Raw genomic sequence first — 20257 nt, 5'->3', positions numbered from 1 at the left:
GTAGCCCCACCAGATACCTCAAGTGTCTTACGTCTTTTCCCTGTTTTCCTGGTGCCAGAAAGTATGGCGACTGATAAATGAGAGCGATTCCTTTTCTTTTTCCTTTTACCTTTTTACTTCCAGGCCATTGGCACATTCGGGTAATCCCGGCTTTCATTCTCTGCGCCTCTGCGTCTCTGCGGGAAATCGGCTTTCTATTCATTACTTCCCTGGCTTATGTAAGTGCCATTCTACTTAGCAGGGTATCTTCAGCCGCTGCTATTTGGGGTTACCCTGAGTATAGCCAACGCTTCAGCGATTTCTTTTCCTTTTGCTTCGATGATGTCCAGGAGTTCTTCTGGTGTTCGGGTGTCTATATCAGGTTTCTTATTCGGATTCACGGCCTTGAGATCGTAGACAGCATCTTCTATTTCCTTGGCTTTGGCGGCGGCGTCCCTGGCTTCTTTTATCAGCGATTTGATGTTCTCTTCAGCCTCGGCAATGGCAGATACATCGGGCGGTTTGGCCTCCTTGAGTTCTTTGAGCCTTTCTTCCCATTGCCCGGCTTCCTGCCTTTTGCGACTCGCCTGCTCCTTGAACGGTCGCGCCTCATCCGCTGCCATCTTTTTGCGCGCTTCCATATCCACTGTCCAGGAAAGCGGTCCCTCGGCCCTGGTGGGCAAAAGCTTGAAAAAATCCTCAAAGTGTTTCAGAGTAAGCGGCGTTTTCTTTCCCACTTTCACATCTGTAAGGTCATAGTACCAGATAGTCCGCGTCGGCCTGCCCTTGGTGAAAAAGAGCAGATTTGTCTTGACACCAGCACCCGCTGCCGTGAAGACTCCGGCTGGAAGGCTCACGATGCACCACAGATCGCAATCATTCAGGAGTTTTGTTTTCGTCTTTACAAAGGCATCCTGGTTGGTTCTGAAAAGCAGTCCCTCATCGAGAACAATGCCGCAGCGTCCTCCCTCCTTCAGGCTGCGGATAACATGCTGGAGAAACAGTGCCTGCGTGGAACTGGTCTTGTAGTCGAAATTGGTCTGGGCTTCCTTGCCTTCCTTTCCACCAAACGGCGGATTAGTCAGCACTACGTTAAAAAGTGGAGGGGCGCCATCGAAAAGTCCGCCATAGATCTCCTGGCCGGTAAGGGTGTTGCCGTGCCAGATATTCGGCTTGTCCATGCCGTGGAGGATGAGGTTTGCCAGGGCAATGGGATAGATGAGGTTTTCCTTCTCCCGGCCCCAGAAGGTTCTGGTCTTGAGTGTCTCCAGTTGCTCCGGCGTGGCACTGTTACCGAGTTTATCATTAAGGATATATTCGAAACTCTGGGCCAGAAAGCCGCCAGTCCCGCAGCCAGGATCGTATATCGACTCATCCGGTTGCGGGTCAATCGCCCGCACCATTGCCCGGATCACTTCACGGGGTGTGAAAAACTGCCCGCCGTCATTGCCCTTCTCCCCCATCTTGAGGAGCAGCCCCTCATAAACCTGAGAGAGGGTGAAGACATGTGTCTTATCCACCGCCTCGGCGCTGATCTCGTGAACCTTGTCCAGCACGTCCAGAAAATTCCGCTCGGTGTCTATCCGGACACGCTCAACACCAGTCATGACCTCACTGATGACCTTCTGGCGCGGCGAGGCATTCGGCATCTCCTTTAAACCCTTGAGGTAAGGCAAAAGCCCTGTGAGATTGCCGCCCGCGTCGCGGGTGCCATTCACGAAGGCAAAGAATGAGCCCATCGCTCCTTCCTGAAGCTCCTGCCGCTTCCAGCCCTGGGGCTTGGTTCCATTGGGCAGGGTGACTGATATTTTCTCGTCGAACGGCGCAGCCCAGTCCCGCCAGCGGTAAGGGGCCTCAAGTGAAGGCCTGAACGGGACACCGACAGTCTCGGAACACTGCGCCTCCTTTTCCTCTATCTCATCAAGGATGCGCAGGAAGAGAATCCAGGTGAGCTCCGGGACGTACTGGAGCGCCCCGGCACAGTTGCCACGCCGCATGATGTCACAGATGGATTTGACGGCCTGATCGACGGATTGGGGGGTTGAAAGACGGCGGGTGGGGGTGGTGTTCTGATTATTGTTTGTTCGCCTTGCCATCAGGTTATATTTCTCCATTAAAAGCTCTGCGTATCAATGCTGAAGGAAGTGCATCAATCATCATGATCTCCTGTGAAATGGCTTCAGCAATCTTCTGAGCCTCTTTCATCTTTTCAGATGCCACCTTTTGAGTATGGAAATTGGGGAGGACTATCTTACCCTTACAGAGCCGATTAAAGAGAACACGTTCTCGAACCGCACCTCTCGTCAGGGAATCAATGAGATGAGCTCCATATGACGATCTGAACCAGTAATAAAACCATCGTGTATCCAGGATTCCTTCTTTACCCTTTACTACAACATAATCAGGGCTGGTGATGCCAGTCTCGTTGTTTTCGTCTACCATTGCAATGGAGCCCAATAAAATACGCATTGGGTTGTAAAATACAGTTACTGGATCGACCAGCTTATATCGTTCTGGGTTTTTTCCTACTCCCTCTTTAGCTGGGGCAATGCCTTCCCTCGTGGCTCCTACAAGACGGTATCTTTGCCAATCAGTGCCAACACCATTTTTAACCTCTACAAGACAGTCATCAAGAGTCAGACATCGAGTACCGCCATGCGCAATAGAATTGCGGATAAGTGAGAAGGGCAGCATTATTGCAGCCTTAAGTCGCTCCTGTGCCGCCTTCCTCGCCCGCTCCACGGCGGCCATCTGCTCGTTGAGGATCGCCGCGATGCGCTTTTGCTCGGCAAGGGGGGGGATTGAAAACGATACTTTTTTTAGAATACTATAATGGCGTGAATATCCTAAATCTTTAATATCTGTATGAAGAAGTAAATAGTATAAGAATTTTGGATCTATGCCTGCTTTTACAGAGAGAATAACAACCCCATCTGCACCTATTGAAAAAGGGAAATCTATGTATTTCACTATCTTTGTATGATCACCAAAAACAATTACGGGAAATGGGCCAGTAAATACTGATTTTTCATCATCTGCGTATCCAATGACTAGTTTCTGTCCCTGGTCAACAATTGGGTATTTCCCACTTTGCCTGTATTCTTGGGACTTGAGTGTTCTGATCCCATGATTAATCCTTTGCGCAACTTTCGAAAATGGCATCGGCTTCCATCTGGGAAGTTTGTCAAATTCCTTGTTCATTTCATAAACATCCTCATCTTCCCCTTGCTCTCTCAAAGCAAGTCCCAGGGGTCCCTTCCTCCTGCCCTCCGGCACCGCACCATCACCCGGCCATCTTCCCGTATGTCCGCTTATCATTCCCCCTCTCACTCTTCCACCCCCAAACTGGACCGGCCAAGGCTGCGGACGTTTTCAGCAGTCCGCAGGGCTTCGGAGGCGTCGTGGGCATCCACAAAGAGGCCGGGATAGCGCACTTCAACACCCAGGGCAGACAGCCGGTCAAGACTTTCCCGCAAGACTTCCCAACCAGGTTCAATCGGCAGGATACGATTCAACAAGGCGCTGAGATCATGGGTTTTGGGAAACTCTATTCCTGCTTCCACCAGCCTGGCCTTGATGTATTTTTCAGCGCACTGCTGCGCATGGAAACATACAGCATCATAATTTGCCGGGCTAGCCTTCATTTCCCTTTGTGCCGTGAGAAAGTCCCCCTCGGCTTTGCGTACCCATTCACTGCTTATGGCTTTCATACAATAATTTCCCATTTTTCAGGATATATTGAAAAAAAACATCCCCCATTTCCAGTCGCTCCCGTAGTCCCTGGGGAGATCGTACAATCAGGTCAACGGGAAATGCCGGGCGGATACGGCTGCGCACAGCAGCCGCCATCTCCCAGGGCTTGCCCTGGCAGGGAAGGATAACAAACAGGTCCACGTCGGAATCATCCGTAGGATTGCCCTCAGCGTAGGAACCAAACAGGATGATTTTCTCTGGATGGAACTCCTGGGCAATACGATCGGCCAGTTTTCTGATCTCACTCATCGAAACCATGCTTTTTTCTCCTATGCCCTATGTCCTATGCCGCAAACATCCTCATCTTGGTTTCGCGCAAAAGATCAGCGGGTTTTCCCATTGCTTTCAGGGCTGCAAGTCCACCGGCTGCTTTAACCTCCGGGGTCTGAAATATGTGTGGATTCTCCAGTCCTTCCGTGCCCCCGCGTTCGAACTGGCTGGCAATGGCACGGATTGTTGCTGCGGCCTGTTTGGGAAGCGTGTTCAGCCAATCTTCATGCTTGTAGATAAAGGCGAATGCGCGGTCCTGCCGGGTGCGCGGGTTTAAACCCCAGCCGAGTTCAGCCAGTACGTCATACAGGTCATATTCGTCCTTGTCGTCCACCATCCGGATGACGATTGGGGAATACCCGGCTCTTACCAGCGTATCGAGCATCTCCCTGCGTGAAGGTGGACTGACCCAGAGGTTACGGAATTCATCGAGTGTATGGGCCTGTTCCATGAGTTTGGCCGCTAATCTGGCCTTATATTCCTCCACGGTCACGGGCATTGCCTTTCCGTCCACGTCCGTGACGATGGAGCGGCCCGCTTCCATAACATGTACAGTGAAACCTTCCACCCTGATAATAGGCTTTACTATCAACAGTGGATCAGACGGCTCCGGGCCGCTGCCTTCCGGAGTATTCTTTGGAGGCTTGACGATAAAATCCTCGCCGAAAAGCCGTGTTGCATCGGTATAGTCATACACATGAAACATGAGCTTGCCCGTTGGCAGGTCGATGCGCGTGCCGCGACCGACCATCTGGTAGAAGCTGATCGGCGACTTCAGGTATTTGAAGAAGACGATATTCCGCACGCAGGGCACATCAACGCCTGTAGTCAAAAGGTCAACGGTTGTGGCGATAAAATGGCTGCGGGATGAGCCGCGCAGGTCCGGCAATTGATCGTTGCCGCTCGCGGCTGCGGTGCACTTGAATGCGTAAGGTTCAAGGCGCTCCCTGCCATTCGCCTGGCACCACTGGGCATAGAGGTTGTTCATCTGCACCGCCACACTGTCGGCATGATAATCGCGGGCACAGAAGATGATGGTCTTCTGTTCAGGCCCTTCGCCTGCGAGAAAGTAGTTGAACAAATCCTGGCACATGGCCAGGACGCGATCCGGGAGGACAATGCGAAGCTCATAATCCGTTTTAGCGTAGAATGCTGCAAGCTCTTCGCGCACCATCAAACGGCCGGTGATGGCATCCTTTGGATTGCGGGCCATGACATCATCTATGGTAAGGCCCGTATCATCGAGATTGACCCGGCCTTTTTGGATTTCGCAGGCAGCCAGATAGCCGTCCTCAATAGCCTGGGCCATACCGTATTCGTAGACCGGTTCGCCAAAGTAGGCGATGTTATTGGCTGTAATCGCGGCGTCCGCTTCCGACTCCCTGGTCTTTTCGGTGGTTTTAAGCTCGCGCGGCGTGGCAGTAAGACCTACCTGCATGGCTTTGGCATTGCGGGTGAGCACCTGTGACCATTTACCCCAGGCGGAGCGGTGGCACTCGTCGATAATGATATGGGTGAAATAATTCTCAGGGTAATATGTGGTCAGGAAATTCGCATCGCCATCCTCAGTATCCACTCCGAGAGTCTGGTATGTGGCAATATGGATGCGGGCATTTTTGGCATTATTGCTGCCATCTGGCTTCCGGTATACCTCAGCGGCATTTGAGCCGAAAACATTCTGAAAGGCCCTGAGTGCCTGGGTACGGAGCTCATCCCGGTCGCAGATGAAAAGCGCCTGTTTGAGTTGACCAGCATCGGCGATGCGCTTGAGGAGATTGACGGCGATAAAAGTTTTCCCGGCGCCGGTTGCAAGAAAAAGCAACGCCCGTTTGGGTTTATTGTGCAGCTCACACTGGATGTTCTTTTCCAGAACAGCGCGGATGGCAGCATCCTGATAGTAACGGCGGGTTGCCTCGCCTCCGGCGTATGGGGTGAGAAGTGGTTTGGCTGCCGGATCATCCAGACTGAAACCCATAGCCTGCTCATACCGTGCCCGGATCTCGGCAGGTGTGGGAAATTCGCCCATTGGCCTGGGTCCACTGGTAAGGCCGGTAAATCGATCGAAGACTATGTACTGGTATCCATTGGATGAAAAGACGAAAGGTACATTTAGCCGTTTGCATTCCGCATAGCCCCTGGCCTGATCGAGGCCGTGGCCTGGTGGGAGGTTGTTCCTCTTTGCTTCGATGAGGGCTACAGCTACCGGCTGAGTATTGGGGTTGACTTTGATCCGCAATACATAATCAGCCTTACCCCGTGACCTGCGCCTGGCCTTGCCACCAATAATCTCGATGCTCCCTGCCGTCTCCTCCCGCCGGATAAGGTCCTCGGTCCATCCTCGCTTATGGATGACCGGGTCAATAAGCTTTGCTCGTGTATCAGCCTCACTCAGTGGGCATCGATCATCTTCTATACACATGACAAATGAGCTCAACGAATTTACAAGATCATGGTGAGCGTCTTGAGTTAGTACGCCCGGCATGGGTTTGAATTAATAAAGTGGAAGTCTTTATCTATGGATCACTATGCCATTATTTTTCTCAATGATAAATTAAAGGTTAACAAAAGACAAGATTAAAAATGGCTGGATAATAAGTTGGGTAATAAAAAGGTCAATTACTTCTCACTTATTAAGGTCGTCCAATATCTTCTCAAGATATGGCTTGAGACCAGGCAATTTTCCTTTATACTGCAAACGGGTTAAAACTTTACTTTTTGTCGAGAATTCAGGAGTCAGGAGTCAGAATAAAGGCTATCTTTTCTTCTGACTTCTGACTCCTGGATTCTGACTCCTAATAAGAAGTTCAATATTCACCCGTTCACAGTATAATGACTTTCCAGATAATCTCGTAATCTACCCCAAAATAGAAGTGGATGATCTTGTCTCTTGTTTTGGCCATCTCTGCCCAGGGCAGTTCTTTATACCGCTGTCTGATATACGAGGGGATATTCTTGGCTGCTTCGCCTATTATTTCAGGCTTTCTGACTACTGCACTGCTCGTTTTATCGTCATGGACAAACTCAGAAAAATCCATGCCCTGCACAAAAGTCTCAATTTTGTCTATACTCAGTTAAAATATTCCTGCTCAGGCATAAATTAACCTCTTGTTGAGCAATGAGTGCAAGGATTAATGCCGGGTTACTGTAAGGCTTTAAAAATGCTGAGACTACTCCGTTAGTATCAACTACAATTTTTAGCATATGTGGAAAATTTTATCTTTTTGATTTTCTATAAGCCTTGATCTCAGCATCAATTTCCTCATCTGTCATTCTATCTAAGCCAGCCTCTTGCGCACTAAGTTGAATTTCAGTAAGGATTGTCGGTTGGTTTATAATATTTCGTAAATAATCTTCCACGCTTAAAATGAATGGCACTTACATAAGAATTAGTAATTTTCCCGCAGAGACGCTGAGACGCAGAGGATATCATTGAAAAGTAAAAGTAAAACAAGTTCCTCCTTGTGCCTTTTTACTTTTTGCTTGCTTCCAGGCCGTTGACACATCGATATATCCCGACTTTCATCAGGACCTTGCCGGATTGGTTGTTCTCTGCGTCTTCTGCGGGAGATCTTTTTTCCCTGTGTGCTTTGTGTCCTCTCTATTTATAAGCTTGGCTTATGTAAGTGCCATTCCCCTTAGCTATTTCACGAATCCCGCTATCCCGCTGTCTAACGCCCCTTGTGGTCCCCTCTGCCTCCACTATCTCACGAATTCCTTGATCTGTTCGGAGCGGGAGGGGTGGCGCAGTTTGCGCAGTGCCTTGGCCTCGATCTGCCGGATGCGCTCTCGGGTAACGTGGAATCTCTCCCCTATTTCCTCCAGGGTATGGTCCTCCGACTCATCGATTCCAAAGCGCATCCGCAGGATTTCCTCCTCGCGGGGGGTCAGGGTAGCCAGCATTCTCCGGGTCTGCTCCGAGAGGTTCTGGCGAGTAGCTTCCTCCTCAGGGGAGGCGATCTTTTTATCCTCGACAAAATCCTCCAGGTAGCTTTCCTCCTCTTCACCGATAGGAGTTTCCAGGGAGATCGGCTCTTTGACGGTTTCCAGCGCCTTGCTGACTTTCTCTACGGGAACATTCAGGCGTTCGGCGATCTCCTGCGCCGTAGGCTGCCGCCCCAGCTCCTGCGCGAGGGCAGTGGAGGCGCGGATCAGCTTGGTGATGGTTTCCGTCATATGCACGGGGATACGGATCATCCGGGCCTGATCGGCGATAGCCCGGGTGATAGCCTGCCTGATCCACCAGGTGGCATAGGTGCTGAATCGGTGCCCCATGGTGTAGTCGAACTTGTCCACAGCTCTCATCAGCCCGATATTTCCCTCCTGGACCAGATCCAGGAAGGGCAGGCCGCGGTTCATGTACCTTCTGGCAATGGAGACCACCAGGCGCAGGTTGGCCCTGGTCATATGGTCTTTGGCCTGTCTGGTCTTCGCCTCGCCGCTCTTGATGACCTGGATGGTGCGCTTTAAGTCCTCCAGTGGCAGCATGGCCTCTTCCTCCACCCGGCGGATGGTCTTTCGGGCATTGGTGATTATCCGCAGGTATTTATCCTGTTCATCTCTGCCGCCTTGATCGTTATTCTCCGGCTGGGGGAAAGCGGGCCATTGCCCGGAAGGAGTTTTGATGTGCTCCCCGGCCCGGATGATTTCATCCTCGGCTTTGGCTGCCTGCGCTCCGAGCTCTTTCAGGCTCTGGACGATCTTATCAATAAACCTGACCCTTTGGTTTATCTGCTTGAGGAGGGAGACGATTGTATCTTTCCTCTGATGATCCTGCTTTTTCATCCTGGCATGGGCAGTATCCGGAATCCGGCCCCTGACCGCTGCCTCCTCCTGTGCCAGCCGGTCCTGTTCGATCAGCCTTTTGACCTGGTTGATCAGGGAGAGCATCGGGGGGATATCGAGTGATTCCTCAATCGGATAATTCTCCGCCTCCAGCTCTCTGGCCAATTCTTCGGGTTCTTTGTTCGAGAGCAGCATATCTGCGAATTCGGCTGCTTTTCTGAAGGTGAGGGGAGAAGCAAGGGCCGCGCGGATAACCTCATTTTCACCCTCCTCGATCTGTTTGGCAAGGCTTATCTCCTCCTCGTGGGTCAGAAGAGGCACCGCTCCCATCTCTCTCAGGTATAACCGTGCATAGTCGAGAGTTGCCTCCTCTTCTTCATCATCCTCTTCCGGAGCAGCCTCCTGTTCTCCCTGCACAGCCTCTTCCTCCCCGGCTTCTTCCTCTCCGAAAGACAGGGACAGGATGCTGCGGGCTTCTCCTGCGGGATGCCCTCGCTCTTCTTCGCCCACAACAGGAGGAGTATCGACCAGTTCAATACCTTTTTCTTCCAGCTCCGCTACGAGGTCATCGATTTCATCCGCAGATATGACCTCATCCGGAAGGAAATCATTAACCTCGGTATAGGTTAGATAACCTCCCCGATCCTTCCCCAGGTTTATCAGTTGTTCTAATTTTTCTTCATTCTCTTTGGTCATATATTCCTTTCCTCCATCGGGCTCTCTTGGTTCATCGGTAATCCTGTCCAAGAAAACCTAACAGCCGATGGTCCTTATCGTATATCGTTCTCTTCCTCTCTATGATAATACATCGGAAGCAAGAAGTTAAGTGTTTGAATTTTTTATTTTAGGCTGACACCATCATCCCTGGATGACAAGTTGGAGACTGGGCAGCTCATGATGAGCTGGTTAGGTCAGCGGCCCTTATTCACTGGGTCAGGGGTGTTACTTCTTCTCCGGCCTCGATCTGTGCGGCCTTTGTCTGCTCGCCCTGAGCTTTATCGACATGACGGCAAGCTCCTGTTTCAATCAGGATAGTCAGCTTGACCAGCAGAGTAATAATGAGCATACCGATAGCCCAGATGGCCGCAGTAATGGCGATCTCAGCGGATGTGACACGGTATTCAAATATCTCCCCAAGGTTTGAGGGGATAAATCCGAAGGCGAGAAGTCCGATTCCCTTCTCAAGCCAGATTCCGGCAAATATGGCGGTGCAGCAGAGGCTGAGAAGCTTCAGGTTACAGCGGATCCGGGGAACCAAAAGGAGAATCAAAGAGAAACCTTGAGCCGCTACTGCGGTCCAGGTGAGAAAGACCCAGCCGGTATGTCCATGAAGCCCGAAGAGCAGGTATTGCCAGTGGGAAAAATGAGAGCCTCTGGTGTAACCTTCAACCAATATTTCGGCTCCGAGCATAAACAGGTTGAAGAATAAGGCCACCGTCATGATTTCGGCCAGTTTGGAGAGTGCTTTTTTTTCTACCGGCCACCGGGTGTAGCGTCCAATGACCTGAAGGATCAGGATCAAAAGAGCAGGGCCGGAGGCAAAAGCCGAAGCCAGAAACCGGGGTATCGTAATCGCCTGGTGCCAGGAGGGAACGGAGGAGAGCGCGCAGTAGATGAAGGCAGTTACCGTATGAATACTGATGGCCCAGACAATGGAAAGATAAACCAGGGGCATGAGCAGGCGAAGGTTTGGCTGCCTGCCCTGGTATTTGCATCGTAAGATATAGCCGCACAGGACCAGGTTGAGAAGCAGATAACCCCACAGGACCAGGCAGTCCCAGCCCATGGGGGATTGGGGAAAGTGGAGCAGCCCCGGGCCGGGGAGAATGTGCCAGAAGCGGTCTGGCCTGCCCAGGTCAATGACCACAAAAAACAGGGCCATGACGATCGAGGCAGCGGACAAAAACTCTCCGATGAGGCAGATTTCCTTCAAAGGCTGATAGTGGTAAATATACGAGGGAATAATCACCAGGACTGCGGCTGCCGCTATGCCTACCAGAAAGGCAAAATTGGCAATATAGAGCCCCCAGGGGAAAGGATCGCGCATGCCGGTGATGATCAGGCCATCTCGAACCTGAAAGGCAAAGGCTAAAGCGCCTGCCGCCACGGTAATTCCCAGAACGGACAGCCAGAGGTAATAAGCCCATCCTCCCGTAAGGAGCCGGGGAAAGAGGTTTGAACTGGTTTTCTTCACGTGGTCAGGTATCATACTCCTCACTATCCAAAATAGTAATAGAACCTTGGTTTGGTGTTCGATTCCGGCTTGAGCACAAAGACATTTTTCTCAGCCAGGATTGTGCGGACAACGCTTTTCGGGTCAAGGAGATCGCCGAATTTCCGGGCACCGGTAGGGCAGACCTCAACACAGGCAGGATAGCGTCCCTCCCTGGTCCGGTGAAGGCAGAAAGTGCATTTTTCAACCTCACCTTTGTCTCGCGGCCGGTTTCCCAGAAGGTGAACATCAGGATTTATCTCATTTGCCGGCAAGGAGGGGCGGCTCCAGTTGTATTTCCGGGCACCGTATGGGCAGGCGGCCAGACAGTAGCGGCATCCGATGCACCAGTCGTAGTCAATGACTACAATCCCGTCCGGCTCCTTCCAGGTGGCGTTCACCGGACAGACCTTGACACAGGGAGGATCCTGGCACTGCTGACACTGGATCGGCAGGTAAAAATATCCTTCCGCCGGAGTTGATTCGTGCCGGTAGTAACGGTTTCCTTCCTTAATATCCATTGACCCATGCTTCATCTCAAGTACATCGATCCAGGTGATCTGGGGCTTTCTGGATTGGTTGTTCTCTTGAGCACAGGCCCATACACACCTTCGGCAGCCGATGCACTTGGAAAGGTCCAGAGTCATGCCAAACAGAACATCCTGCTGAGCAGGAGTGGTTTTGATCTTGATCTGCCGGCAAAATTTCTGCCGGTATTCATTTTCCAGCCGTTGAATGGTCTTGTGCAGTTCTTCCCGACTCATCCGCCTGATGTGATCCTGGAAAAACTTTTCTGAAAAGCAGCCGCTGATTAATGAAGACAGGCTCAGCAAAGAGGCCCCTTGAGTCGATTTTTTAATAAACTCCCTTCGTGTCAGCATAGTTACGTTTCCAGCTCCTACCTCATGTTCAGGTTATGGCTGTGACCTTATGGGTGCGATGCGGCCGGTGGATCGGGGGGCCGCTCCGGTTTGACAGTTATCGGCTTTGGTTCGTGGACATCATGGCACTCCACGCAGCGAAGTCCCCGCTGAATTCCTTTCCAGGAGCCAACCAGCTTGCCATGAATCCCTTTGGTCCAATCCCGGTAATCAGCCGCATGACATCCACCGCACACCTCTTCCATATTGGAAAAGCTGACCCGGCGATGATCGACGGTTTGCAGGGTATCCCGGTCCTTTTGATCATGACAGTTGAAACACCGTAAGCCCCCATGCTTGAGCGAAATTCCGGCATGTTCCTGTGGCTGCGCATTTTCGTCTCCCCCTTCTGCCGACATATCCTCATGGCAGTCCTGACAGGGAAATGCCTCGATCTTCTCCTCTCTGCTGGACAGGTGAAACGGTAACGAGGATTGAGCAAAAGAGCCTGAACAAATCGTGACAGGAATGAGAAAAATACCGATAGTGGCCATATTGCACAAGGCCAGACCGACTTTCCTTTTGCTTATCATACCTATACTCAAGACCTCCATTTTCCGCTATTATTTTCTTATCGTTCCTTTCGGGCTGAAAGTTTAAGGAGAAAATGAAGAGAGTGGTCACTGACCACTGTCTTTACTGGCCACTGATAACCTGCTTTCCCCGCCGCTGGCAGCAGGTAAGCACGAGGAGAAAGATGCCTGGGATGGCGAGGGATACAAGGTAGGGCAAGGTGGATATTCCGGCAGACAGAACGTATGCAATCCCTGCAATAAGGCCGGAGCAGACACCGGAAAGGAGGTAGGGGTTGGGGCAGCAGGCATGAAATTCCGTGGTTTCCTTGTCAGGAAACCAGAGTGAAAGGACAAAAATTTCCATCACCAGCAGGAGAAAAAATCCCTTCTGCACCCATCGGGCACCCTGAGGCAGTAGCTGGTTTCTTGGGGGAGGCAGTCTTTTCAGGAAAAATATCCCAAGTCCTGTCAGCAGGGCAAAGCTCGCGGACCAGAGAATCGGCTTGATAATTCTGGCGCAGCCCTCTTTCAGATGCTTCCGGTAGTGGAACCCCAGGGAAACAAGAAACAGGACAACCATACCGAGAGGATATACCGGCCTGGGATATTTGGGGATAGAGAGGGGCCAGAGCATTTGTATGCGCCCCAATCCGTAGGAATCCCGGAGAATATGAGAAAAATGGGCCAGTAAAAACGCCAGGCCGAATTTTTTATCCCGGTGAAACCACAAGGGCAGGGAGATGATCCCGCCCCACAAGAAGCTGTGAACCGGAGTCCGTGCCCTGAATACTCCCTGTCCGGTACTGAGAAAAAGCAGGGGGTCGATATGATCAAGGTCGATGAGTACCGCAGCCAGCATCATGATGGCCAGCAGATATCCTCTTTTGGCCATTTTGTCCTCGGACAGGAGGAGGGGAAATATTACCAGGAGGGCGGCCAGGATATGCAGGAATTCATCAAACAGACCTGCCCATAACAGGTCCTTGCTTCCGGCAAACCGGACGCCGAACTGAGGTATTGATTCTCCGAGCAGCAGGGTGCACAGGAGAATGGTCAGAAAGAGAAGATGTGACCAGCCTTCATCGTATTCCCGCATCCAGCCGCACATAAAAAGCAGCCCAAGACATAAGGAGAGCCAACTGGCAGTTGAAAGGAGCAGTCCATACGCCCAGAACATGAGTACAATGCCGTAGAAAAGCAGAATTTTCTGGCCGAGTTCGTCTGACCCCTTGTAGAGCCCAATGCTCAGAGGGATGAATAAAACCAGGTAGCCAGCCAGGTACCTGCCGTTGGCCAAAGCGCTGTGAACGTCATTGAGATATTTGACCAGAAAAGATATGGTAAAAACCAGAGCTATGCCCGTGCAGGACCAGAGGAAGATAAAGTATTTTTTTTCAGACATTTCATTGCTATGGATCATCGCCTGGTCAATATATCATGATAAAATGATCTTCGCAAGGATGCCTGATGGGGGTGGGGATATATTTCAGATGCTCGGTGCTGATTTGTAACATCCTTCGCTTGTGTTTTTTTTAAAAGGGATTATAATGGAATTAAAGGAGATGATTTATATGCCAAATAAATTCAGTCTTGCTGTTTTTACCACGGTTTTAACCGCAGTAGTTCTTTTTGCGGGTGTTGCACTGGCGCAGTTTTCCGGCACCCATACCTATGCTATCCGCGTGGGCAGCATAGAGCAGGGATATTTGGTGGTAACTTTCAACCCAGATGGTACTATTTCCGGCAAAGCCCAGTTGTCGGGCCGAGGGCAGGCGCTCCCCCTGGCCGGTGTTTATGGTGAGACAATATTTGTTATCAAATATATCCTGGAGGATGGTACTGAAGTTCTGGACCATTGTCGATTTATCTCCGAGGATGAATTTATTGGCTTTGAGCGATATTCCGTTAACGGGGACCTCAAGGGGGTAACCAAGATCAGCGGGCTGAAGAAAGATAATATCTGACTCAATCGTGCGGGTCAAGGGCAGTGCCCTTGACCCGCACGCCGATTTTGACCTGTCGTAATCATTTTCCTTGATTTTTCTCTCTTCTCATATATCATTATATAGGGAATGTTTTTCTTCTTTTCAGCTAATTAATCACTATTCCAACCATAAACGAAAGGAATTTGGAGATCACCATGAAAGAAATCCTGCCTTCTCTGTTATCTTCGTTTGTGGCTACACAAAATCTCCATCTGGCTATAACAAACGCCTTGAGGAAGATCGGTCAGTATCTGGCCTTAAACCGCATTTGCCTGGTAGCCATAGGGTCCAATGAAGATTTGCTGGACATCGTCCACGAGTGGTGCTCCCCCGGCATTTCATCCTGCCGGTATCAATGGCAGGGAACTCCTGTAGTCTCTCTTCCTGCGTGGATGGATCCTCTGAAGAAGAACCAGAATATCGTCTTTCCAGAGCTGAAAGGCAAATCCGGTCCGGGTACACTCTGCCCTTTTGGAACTTCGGAAATTCAGGCTCTTTTAATCATACCCCTGTGGGCTCATGGACAATTTGCCGGTTTTGTCATTTTCGAGGATTTAACCAGCCCGCGGGACTGGCGGATGGAGGATATTCAATCCCTGCGGTTAGTGGCCGGAATTATCAGCCAGATAAAATCCGCCCATCAGGCTGAAGAAGAGCTGCGAAAGACGAAAAACCAGCTCGAAGCAGTATTCAGTTGCATTGCCGATCCGCTCAATATTCAAGACCGCTCACTCACCATTCTGATGTGCAATCCGGCCAGAGCAACGCTTTACAATGTACAGCCGCAGGATATCATTGGCAGAAAGTGCTACGAGGCTTTCCATAACCGCGCCGAACCCTGCCTCTCCTGTGCGATCATCGATGCTTTTCAAACCGGAAAACCTGCCTACCGATTGCGGTGCCGGGAGAATACCGATCAGCAGGCGGCTTCCTGGGCTGAGGTTTTCGCTTTTCCGATCCGGAATGCCGAGGGAGAGGTAATTCAGGCGGTTGAGTTTTCCCGAGACATTACGCAGCGCAAGCAGGCAGAGGATGAAATCAGAAAGCTTTATGCAGAGCTTGAGCGGAAAGTGGAAGAGCGGACAATAGAATTGCAGAAGATCCAGGAAGAGATGGTACACAAAGAGAAACTGGCTGTTATCGGCCAGTTGATCGGCAGCGTGGGACATGAATTCCGAAGTTCCCTGACCATCCTGTCGGGTGTATTATACCTTCTGAAAAACCGGGATGAGTCGGAAGATATCGAGGAGTTTGTCGATACCCTGGAAGAGGAAATCCATAAGATGAGCCGGTTCGTCGAGGATCTTCTGGATCTGTCCCGCACTTCTCCTCCCCGTTTTCAACAGGTCGATCTGGAGAAGATCCTGCAAAAGCTGCTGCAGAAGATAGACATTCCTTCCGATATTCAGGTCGTTGTCGACTACCCGAAAAGCCTGCCCAAGGCATTTGTCGATCCAGACCATGCAGAGCAGATTTTCCATAACATCATTTCCAATGCCATCCAGGCCATGCCATGCGGCGGCAGACTGAAGATTCAGGGGAGCTGGGAAGGCGCACGGCTGGTGCTCTCCTTCACCGATACCGGAGTCGGAATATCTCCGATTAATATCCGGAAAATTTTTACCCCTCTTTTTACTACCAAGTCCAAAGGGACCGGACTGGGTCTGGCAATCGTCAATATGCTGATCAAAAAAAACAAGGGGACAGTGACGGTCGAAAGTGTGCCGAATCAGGGGACTACCTTTACCGTGGCCTTCCAGATCACTCCCGGAGCAGAGAAGGAGATGTTTTAAAGCCTGTTTGAAAAATAAACTCTCAGATTTTTGATGGAGACTCTCAGAAAACGGATACTTTCCCGTTGGATATGAGAAAAGACCAGGGATGCAGTCAATAATTGTGCAGGATTTGACCTTGACTAATTTGGCATAATTTTCGCATCAGTAATACAATATACGATAAAATATCACGCCACTCTGGGAGGAAAATCATGAACAGGCAGAGAAACAAGGTCTTTATTTTCATGTTTCCCATGTCCCGATTGACTCGGATGTCCGGGTAAATAAAACTTACCCAGTGAAGGAATAACGGTATTTTTGTCAAAAACCAGCACACCTATTACGGAAGAGCCATTTTTTCTTTTTTCCTTAAGGATGTCGGAGAGATTTTGTAGCTCACTGATGATCCACAAAGCATTTTGTGGATCATTTTTTATAAAAAATGATCCACAAAGCATTTTGTGGATCATCCATGATCCTTAAAATGCTTCATATCCTTCCGCGGCATTCAATAGCTCCCGGAACACTAGGACAGCAGCCTTCCTGCCGCTGGGCTCTTGCAAGACTTTTAGCAGACCATCTTCACGCAGTACTTTCAGGAGTCTCTTGGCTGTCGGTTCGGGGATACCTGCTTGACTGACAAATTCGGGAGACCTGAAAATCGGACGGCGGAAAAGAAAATCAATGGTATGTATGGCATACTGAGAATGGGCCAATTTGGTAATGTGCTTTTTCTTATCCTCGTAGAGCCTTAAAATTGCATCCGCTTTCTGCTGATTTTCCAGGGACTGCTGTTGTACCGCTTTAAGGAAAAACACACACCATTCTGTCCAGGCCTTATTTCGTGAAATAGCCAGTAGGCGCTCGTAATACTCATCCCTGTTGCGCTCGAAATAGGCGCTGATATAGAATATCGGACTGGAAAGAAGACCCATCTTGAAAAGAAAGAGCGGGATAAACATGCGGCCTAACCGGCCATTTCCATCCAGAAAAGGATGCAGCGCTTCAAATTCCGCATGAAGAATAGCCAATTGAACCAGCCGGTCTGGAAATTCCGTATGAATGTAGCGCTCCCAGGAGGCCATGCTATCATTCAGTTTGTCCGGAGAGATAGGAATAAAGCGGGCCTCTTCAATAGGGCATCCTGGAGGACCGATCCAGTTTGGTATCCTGCGGTATTCACCCGGTGCTTTATTCCTGCCTCGTACGCCATCCATGAGGATGCGATGCGCCTCTTTGATCAAGCGCTGACAAAGGGGAATATCTCTGAGTAAATCTACTGCCTGCCATATAGCTTTCCGGTAATTCAAAACCTCGTTGATATCAGCCGTTTTTTCGGGAGGGAGGTTTTGCGGGCCTGCTTGTGCTTCATATTCCAGAACCTCACCCATAGTGGCCTGAGTGCCTTCAATGCGGGAAGATAAGACCGCTTCCTGAGTAGTCAGGGGTGTCAGGAGAACGCCCGCATTGGGAACAGCCGATAGCGTTCCATCATAGCGTGCCAGCGCCGCATTGGCCGGACCGATCAGCGGAACAAGCTGCTGCCAGTCTAATTCCTGAGGGGGAAATGCACCGTAATGATACTTAACCGGATTACTCATCTTGAAAAGATAATTGCTCACACCAAATGCAAGCGATTGCAGATAGCGAAGAGATATCGGAAAAAAACAATCGGGGCGAGAGGATTTGAACCTCCGACACCCGGTTCCCAAAACCGGTGCGCTACCAGGCTGCGCTACGCCCCGATACAGTGTATGTGCGGTATCATGTATGAGGGGATTATAAGGAATTCTGTTCTGAAAAGTCAACAGGAATTCTGAAAAATTTCTTCAATTTGGCCAGGGCACGGGCTCGATGGCTGATTCTATTTTTAATTTCATCTCCCAGCTCGGCAAAGGTTTTACCATACTCCGGCACGAGAAAGAGAGGATCATACCCAAACCCTTCTTCCCCCTGCGGGGCAAGGGTGATTATTCCCTCGCACGTACCCTCAAAGGAGTAAACCCTTTCATCCGGATACATGAGCACGAGCGTGCATCGATAGCGCGCTGTTCTTTCGGACATGGGCACAGGAGAAAGAGCAGTCAGCAGCTTCTGATTATTGTCCTCATCCGTGGCATCTTCTCCGGCATAGCGCGCAGAATATATCCCGGGCTGACCGCCGAGGGCATCCACCTCCAGCCCTGAGTCCTCTGCCAGGGTAGGCCTGCCAAAATGCTTCGCAATGGCCCTGGCCTTTTTCAGGGCATTTTCGTAATAACTGCTGCCATCTTCCTGATGCGGGACTTTCCAGTCAAGGTCCCTCAGAGAAAGAATCTGAACGGGAAAATCGCTGAGGATGCTTCTGATCTCCTCGATTTTATGAGGGTTATGAGAAGCTGCAATCAGGGTATCAGGAATGACGGCAGTATGGTTATTCATGGTTATTCTATGGCATCAGACCAGAATTTCAGGGCGAAAGGAGATTCCTCCCAGAGCCTCTTTTTGTTTGTCGATCAGAGCATTGATTCCATCACGCGAGAGATTGATCAGAGTATCGAGCTGTTCCCGGGAAAAGGGGTTGCTTTCCGCTGTTCCCTGCAGCTCGACAAATTTTCCCTCACTGGTCATAACGAAATTCATATCGACTTCGGCGCGGGAGTCTTCTTCATAATCAAGATCAAGGAAAGTTTCACCGTTAACAATCCCTGAGCTGACAGCGGCAACGTAATCCTTGATGAGCAACTCGCTGATCCTGCCCTGTTTTTTCAGCACGCTTAAAGCATCAACCAGGGCCACAAATCCGCCGGTAATGGAAGCTGTTCTCGTCCCGCCATCCGCCTGGATGACATCACAATCAATCCAGATGGTCCGCTCTCCCAGACGGGAGAGATCCACGATGGATCGAAGCGATCTTCCGATAAGCCGCTGGATTTCATGGGTCCGGCCTCCAACCCGGCCCCGCGAGGATTCCCGGATGATGCGGGTTGCCGAGGAGCGAGGCAGCATGGAATATTCCGAAGTGATCCATCCCCTCCCCGTGTCCTTTAAAAAGGGAGGTACCTTGTCCTCAATACTGGCCGTGCAAATTACTTTCGTATCCCCGATTTCAATTAACACGGAGCCTTCGGCATACTTCAGATAATTACGGGTTATTGCAACCTTGCGCAACTCATCGTTGGCACGTCCGCCAACTCTCATGCTCGCTTTCTCCTTCCTCCTCGTGGCCATAACTGCATATATCAACATGCTCGACAGAAAAAATTGTCTGCTGCAGAAACAGCTTTCCCAATTTTTGAAACTGTTCCGGCATATCGGTAACAAAAAACCGGTGCACTTCCCCCTCTTTTTGTGGATTGGTCATTCCCTCACGGCGAAGAACAGTCTGAAGCTCCAGAGCAATCGAAGTGGCTGAATCAACAAGGGTCACCGCTGGACCCATGATATCGGAAATGACTTTTTTTAGCAAGGGATAATGAGTACAGCCAAGAATCAGGGTATCAATCCGCTTCTGTTTCAACGGCTCAAGATACATCTGAGCCACCTGATAGGCAATTGAATGGTCAATCAGGGCTTCTTCCACCAGGGGTACAAAGAGGGGACAGGGCTGACTGAATACCTCAACCTTCGGATCGACTGCCTGAATGGCCTGTACATAAGCCTGACTGGATATGGTCCCGGCTGTACCGATGACCCCAATCCGTCCTGTTATCGTGTGCTCCATGGCCACCTTGACTCCCGGTTCGATAACTCCAAGGCAGGGAAGCGGAAAATGATCCTGAAGCCTTCTCAAGGCAAAAGCGGAGGCTGTATTGCAGGCTACAACAATAACCTTAATGCCCTGGGTCAGAAGGAATCTGGTATTTTGAAAAGCGTACCTGGTCACCGTGTCCCGGGATTTTACTCCGTACGGCACCCGGGCCGTGTCGCCCAGATAAACGATATTTTCATGAGGCAGGTTGCGGATAACTTCTCGTACCACTGTTAATCCGCCAACACCGGAATCAAAAATGCCGACAGGATTACTGGGAAGAAAATACGACTGGTTAATTACCGTTGACAACGTATGCTCCTGTCATCCTTCTTT

At 50.5% G+C, this 20257-nt stretch carries 21 protein-coding genes and 1 tRNA gene; 2 read left to right on the top strand and 20 right to left on the bottom strand.

Annotated features, from left to right (window positions below; genetic code table 11):
- From AB1611_17395 to AB1611_17330, 14 genes are all read right to left on the bottom strand, one after another.
- Positions 1–202 (bottom strand): hypothetical protein (locus AB1611_17395; protein MEW6381360.1); only part of this gene is annotated, 202 nt, incomplete at its 3' end.
- A 46-nt stretch (positions 203–248) separates the two neighbouring features.
- Positions 249–2075: an N-6 DNA methylase gene (locus tag AB1611_17390; protein MEW6381359.1), complete on the bottom strand. Its 1827-nt coding sequence runs from the start codon at positions 2073–2075 to the stop codon at positions 249–251.
- A gap of 4 nt (positions 2076–2079) precedes the next feature.
- Positions 2080–3297: a restriction endonuclease subunit S gene (locus tag AB1611_17385; GenBank protein ID MEW6381358.1), complete on the bottom strand. Its 1218-nt coding sequence runs from the start codon at positions 3295–3297 to the stop codon at positions 2080–2082.
- An 8-nt stretch (positions 3298–3305) separates the two neighbouring features.
- Entirely contained in the window at positions 3306–3689 is a 384-nt protein-coding gene (locus AB1611_17380) for a HEPN domain-containing protein (protein MEW6381357.1), read from the bottom strand.
- Complete coding sequence (locus AB1611_17375; GenBank protein MEW6381356.1) at positions 3670–3990, bottom strand: nucleotidyltransferase domain-containing protein; 321 nt, start codon at positions 3988–3990, stop codon at positions 3670–3672. The genes AB1611_17380 and AB1611_17375 overlap by 20 nt, the downstream gene beginning before the upstream one ends.
- Positions 3991–4015: 25 nt before the next feature.
- Positions 4016–6421 carry a DEAD/DEAH box helicase family protein gene (locus AB1611_17370; protein ID MEW6381355.1) on the bottom strand — a complete coding sequence of 802 codons (2406 nt, stop codon included), beginning with the start codon at positions 6419–6421 and terminating at the stop codon, positions 4016–4018.
- Positions 6422–6821: 400 nt separating this feature from the next.
- Positions 6822–7058: a HepT-like ribonuclease domain-containing protein gene (locus tag AB1611_17365; GenBank protein MEW6381354.1), complete on the bottom strand. Its 237-nt coding sequence runs from the start codon at positions 7056–7058 to the stop codon at positions 6822–6824.
- Complete coding sequence (locus tag AB1611_17360; GenBank protein MEW6381353.1) at positions 7054–7203, bottom strand: PIN domain-containing protein; 150 nt, start codon at positions 7201–7203, stop codon at positions 7054–7056. Before AB1611_17360 ends, AB1611_17365 begins: the two co-directional genes overlap by 5 nt.
- A gap of 12 nt (positions 7204–7215) precedes the next feature.
- On the bottom strand, positions 7216–7377 hold the full coding sequence (locus AB1611_17355) for a hypothetical protein (protein MEW6381352.1): 162 nt from the start codon (positions 7375–7377) through the stop codon (positions 7216–7218).
- Positions 7378–7701: 324 nt separating this feature from the next.
- On the bottom strand, positions 7702–9480 hold the full coding sequence (gene rpoD, locus AB1611_17350) for an RNA polymerase sigma factor RpoD (protein MEW6381351.1): 1779 nt from the start codon (positions 9478–9480) through the stop codon (positions 7702–7704).
- A gap of 229 nt (positions 9481–9709) precedes the next feature.
- Complete coding sequence (gene dsrP, locus AB1611_17345) at positions 9710–10993, bottom strand: sulfate reduction electron transfer complex DsrMKJOP subunit DsrP (protein MEW6381350.1); 1284 nt, start codon at positions 10991–10993, stop codon at positions 9710–9712.
- 8 nt (positions 10994–11001) lie between these two features.
- Positions 11002–11877 carry a 4Fe-4S dicluster domain-containing protein gene (locus AB1611_17340; protein ID MEW6381349.1) on the bottom strand — a complete coding sequence of 292 codons (876 nt, stop codon included), beginning with the start codon at positions 11875–11877 and terminating at the stop codon, positions 11002–11004.
- A gap of 47 nt (positions 11878–11924) precedes the next feature.
- The gene (locus tag AB1611_17335; protein ID MEW6381348.1) at positions 11925–12449 is read right to left on the bottom strand and encodes a hypothetical protein; all 525 of its coding nucleotides are present in this window, start codon (positions 12447–12449) and stop codon (positions 11925–11927) included.
- Between the two features lie 103 nt (positions 12450–12552).
- Entirely contained in the window at positions 12553–13833 is a 1281-nt protein-coding gene (locus tag AB1611_17330) for a metal-dependent hydrolase (GenBank protein ID MEW6381347.1), read from the bottom strand.
- A gap of 169 nt (positions 13834–14002) precedes the next feature.
- On the opposite strand from AB1611_17330, the gene AB1611_17325 reads away from it, so the two are divergent.
- Together AB1611_17325 and AB1611_17320 are read left to right on the top strand one after the other, a co-directional pair.
- Complete coding sequence (locus AB1611_17325; GenBank protein MEW6381346.1) at positions 14003–14395, top strand: hypothetical protein; 393 nt, start codon at positions 14003–14005, stop codon at positions 14393–14395.
- A gap of 176 nt (positions 14396–14571) precedes the next feature.
- Positions 14572–16209, top strand: coding sequence for an ATP-binding protein (locus AB1611_17320; GenBank protein MEW6381345.1), 1638 nt, complete (start codon positions 14572–14574; stop codon positions 16207–16209).
- Positions 16210–16379: 170 nt separating this feature from the next.
- Here the strand turns inward: AB1611_17320 and AB1611_17315 are convergent, their stop codons facing one another.
- From AB1611_17315 to murI, 6 genes are all read right to left on the bottom strand, one after another.
- Entirely contained in the window at positions 16380–16661 is a 282-nt protein-coding gene (locus AB1611_17315; protein MEW6381344.1) for a hypothetical protein, read from the bottom strand.
- A 9-nt stretch (positions 16662–16670) separates the two neighbouring features.
- Positions 16671–17792, bottom strand: coding sequence for a Fic/DOC family N-terminal domain-containing protein (locus tag AB1611_17310; GenBank protein ID MEW6381343.1), 1122 nt, complete (start codon positions 17790–17792; stop codon positions 16671–16673).
- Between the two features lie 70 nt (positions 17793–17862).
- Positions 17863–17936: transfer RNA gene (locus AB1611_17305), tRNA-Pro, on the bottom strand.
- A 34-nt stretch (positions 17937–17970) separates the two neighbouring features.
- On the bottom strand, positions 17971–18612 hold the full coding sequence (locus AB1611_17300; GenBank protein MEW6381342.1) for an XTP/dITP diphosphatase: 642 nt from the start codon (positions 18610–18612) through the stop codon (positions 17971–17973).
- 15 nt (positions 18613–18627) lie between these two features.
- Positions 18628–19371, bottom strand: a complete 744-nt coding sequence (rph, locus tag AB1611_17295) for a ribonuclease PH (protein MEW6381341.1) — start codon at positions 19369–19371, stop codon at positions 18628–18630.
- Positions 19343–20233, bottom strand: coding sequence for a glutamate racemase (gene murI, locus AB1611_17290; GenBank protein MEW6381340.1), 891 nt, complete (start codon positions 20231–20233; stop codon positions 19343–19345). The genes rph and murI overlap by 29 nt, the downstream gene beginning before the upstream one ends.
- Positions 20234–20257 lie beyond the last annotated feature (24 nt).

The sequence above is a fragment of the bacterium genome (assembly GCA_040755755.1).
GTDB lineage: Bacteria > SZUA-182 > SZUA-182 > DTGQ01 > DTGQ01 > DTGQ01.
Note: the sequence above shows the minus strand (reverse complement) of the source record. Positions and strands in the feature narration are given on the sequence as shown.

What these genes read in the sequence shown, in the direction of transcription:
- AB1611_17390 (MEW6381359.1), bottom strand. Translation starts at nt 2,075, where the DNA reads ATGGCAAGGCGAACAAACAATAATCAGAACACCACCCCCACCCGCCGT.
- AB1611_17385 (MEW6381358.1), bottom strand. Translation starts at nt 3,297, where the DNA reads ATGATAAGCGGACATACGGGAAGATGGCCGGGTGATGGTGCGGTGCCG.
- AB1611_17380 (MEW6381357.1), bottom strand. Translation starts at nt 3,689, where the DNA reads ATGAAAGCCATAAGCAGTGAATGGGTACGCAAAGCCGAGGGGGACTTT.
- AB1611_17375 (MEW6381356.1), bottom strand. Translation starts at nt 3,990, where the DNA reads ATGGTTTCGATGAGTGAGATCAGAAAACTGGCCGATCGTATTGCCCAG.
- AB1611_17370 (MEW6381355.1), bottom strand. Translation starts at nt 6,421, where the DNA reads ATGTGTATAGAAGATGATCGATGCCCACTGAGTGAGGCTGATACACGA.
- AB1611_17360 (MEW6381353.1), bottom strand. Translation starts at nt 7,203, where the DNA reads ATGCTAAAAATTGTAGTTGATACTAACGGAGTAGTCTCAGCATTTTTA.
- rpoD (MEW6381351.1), bottom strand. Translation starts at nt 9,480, where the DNA reads ATGACCAAAGAGAATGAAGAAAAATTAGAACAACTGATAAACCTGGGG.
- dsrP (MEW6381350.1), bottom strand. Translation starts at nt 10,993, where the DNA reads ATGATACCTGACCACGTGAAGAAAACCAGTTCAAACCTCTTTCCCCGG.
- AB1611_17340 (MEW6381349.1), bottom strand. Translation starts at nt 11,877, where the DNA reads ATGCTGACACGAAGGGAGTTTATTAAAAAATCGACTCAAGGGGCCTCT.
- AB1611_17335 (MEW6381348.1), bottom strand. Translation starts at nt 12,449, where the DNA reads ATGATAAGCAAAAGGAAAGTCGGTCTGGCCTTGTGCAATATGGCCACT.
- AB1611_17330 (MEW6381347.1), bottom strand. Translation starts at nt 13,833, where the DNA reads ATGTCTGAAAAAAAATACTTTATCTTCCTCTGGTCCTGCACGGGCATA.
- AB1611_17325 (MEW6381346.1), top strand. Translation starts at nt 14,003, where the DNA reads ATGCCAAATAAATTCAGTCTTGCTGTTTTTACCACGGTTTTAACCGCA.
- AB1611_17320 (MEW6381345.1), top strand. Translation starts at nt 14,572, where the DNA reads ATGAAAGAAATCCTGCCTTCTCTGTTATCTTCGTTTGTGGCTACACAA.
- AB1611_17315 (MEW6381344.1), bottom strand. Translation starts at nt 16,661, where the DNA reads ATGATCCACAAAATGCTTTGTGGATCATTTTTTATAAAAAATGATCCA.
- AB1611_17310 (MEW6381343.1), bottom strand. Translation starts at nt 17,792, where the DNA reads ATGAGTAATCCGGTTAAGTATCATTACGGTGCATTTCCCCCTCAGGAA.
- AB1611_17300 (MEW6381342.1), bottom strand. Translation starts at nt 18,612, where the DNA reads ATGAATAACCATACTGCCGTCATTCCTGATACCCTGATTGCAGCTTCT.
- rph (MEW6381341.1), bottom strand. Translation starts at nt 19,371, where the DNA reads ATGAGAGTTGGCGGACGTGCCAACGATGAGTTGCGCAAGGTTGCAATA.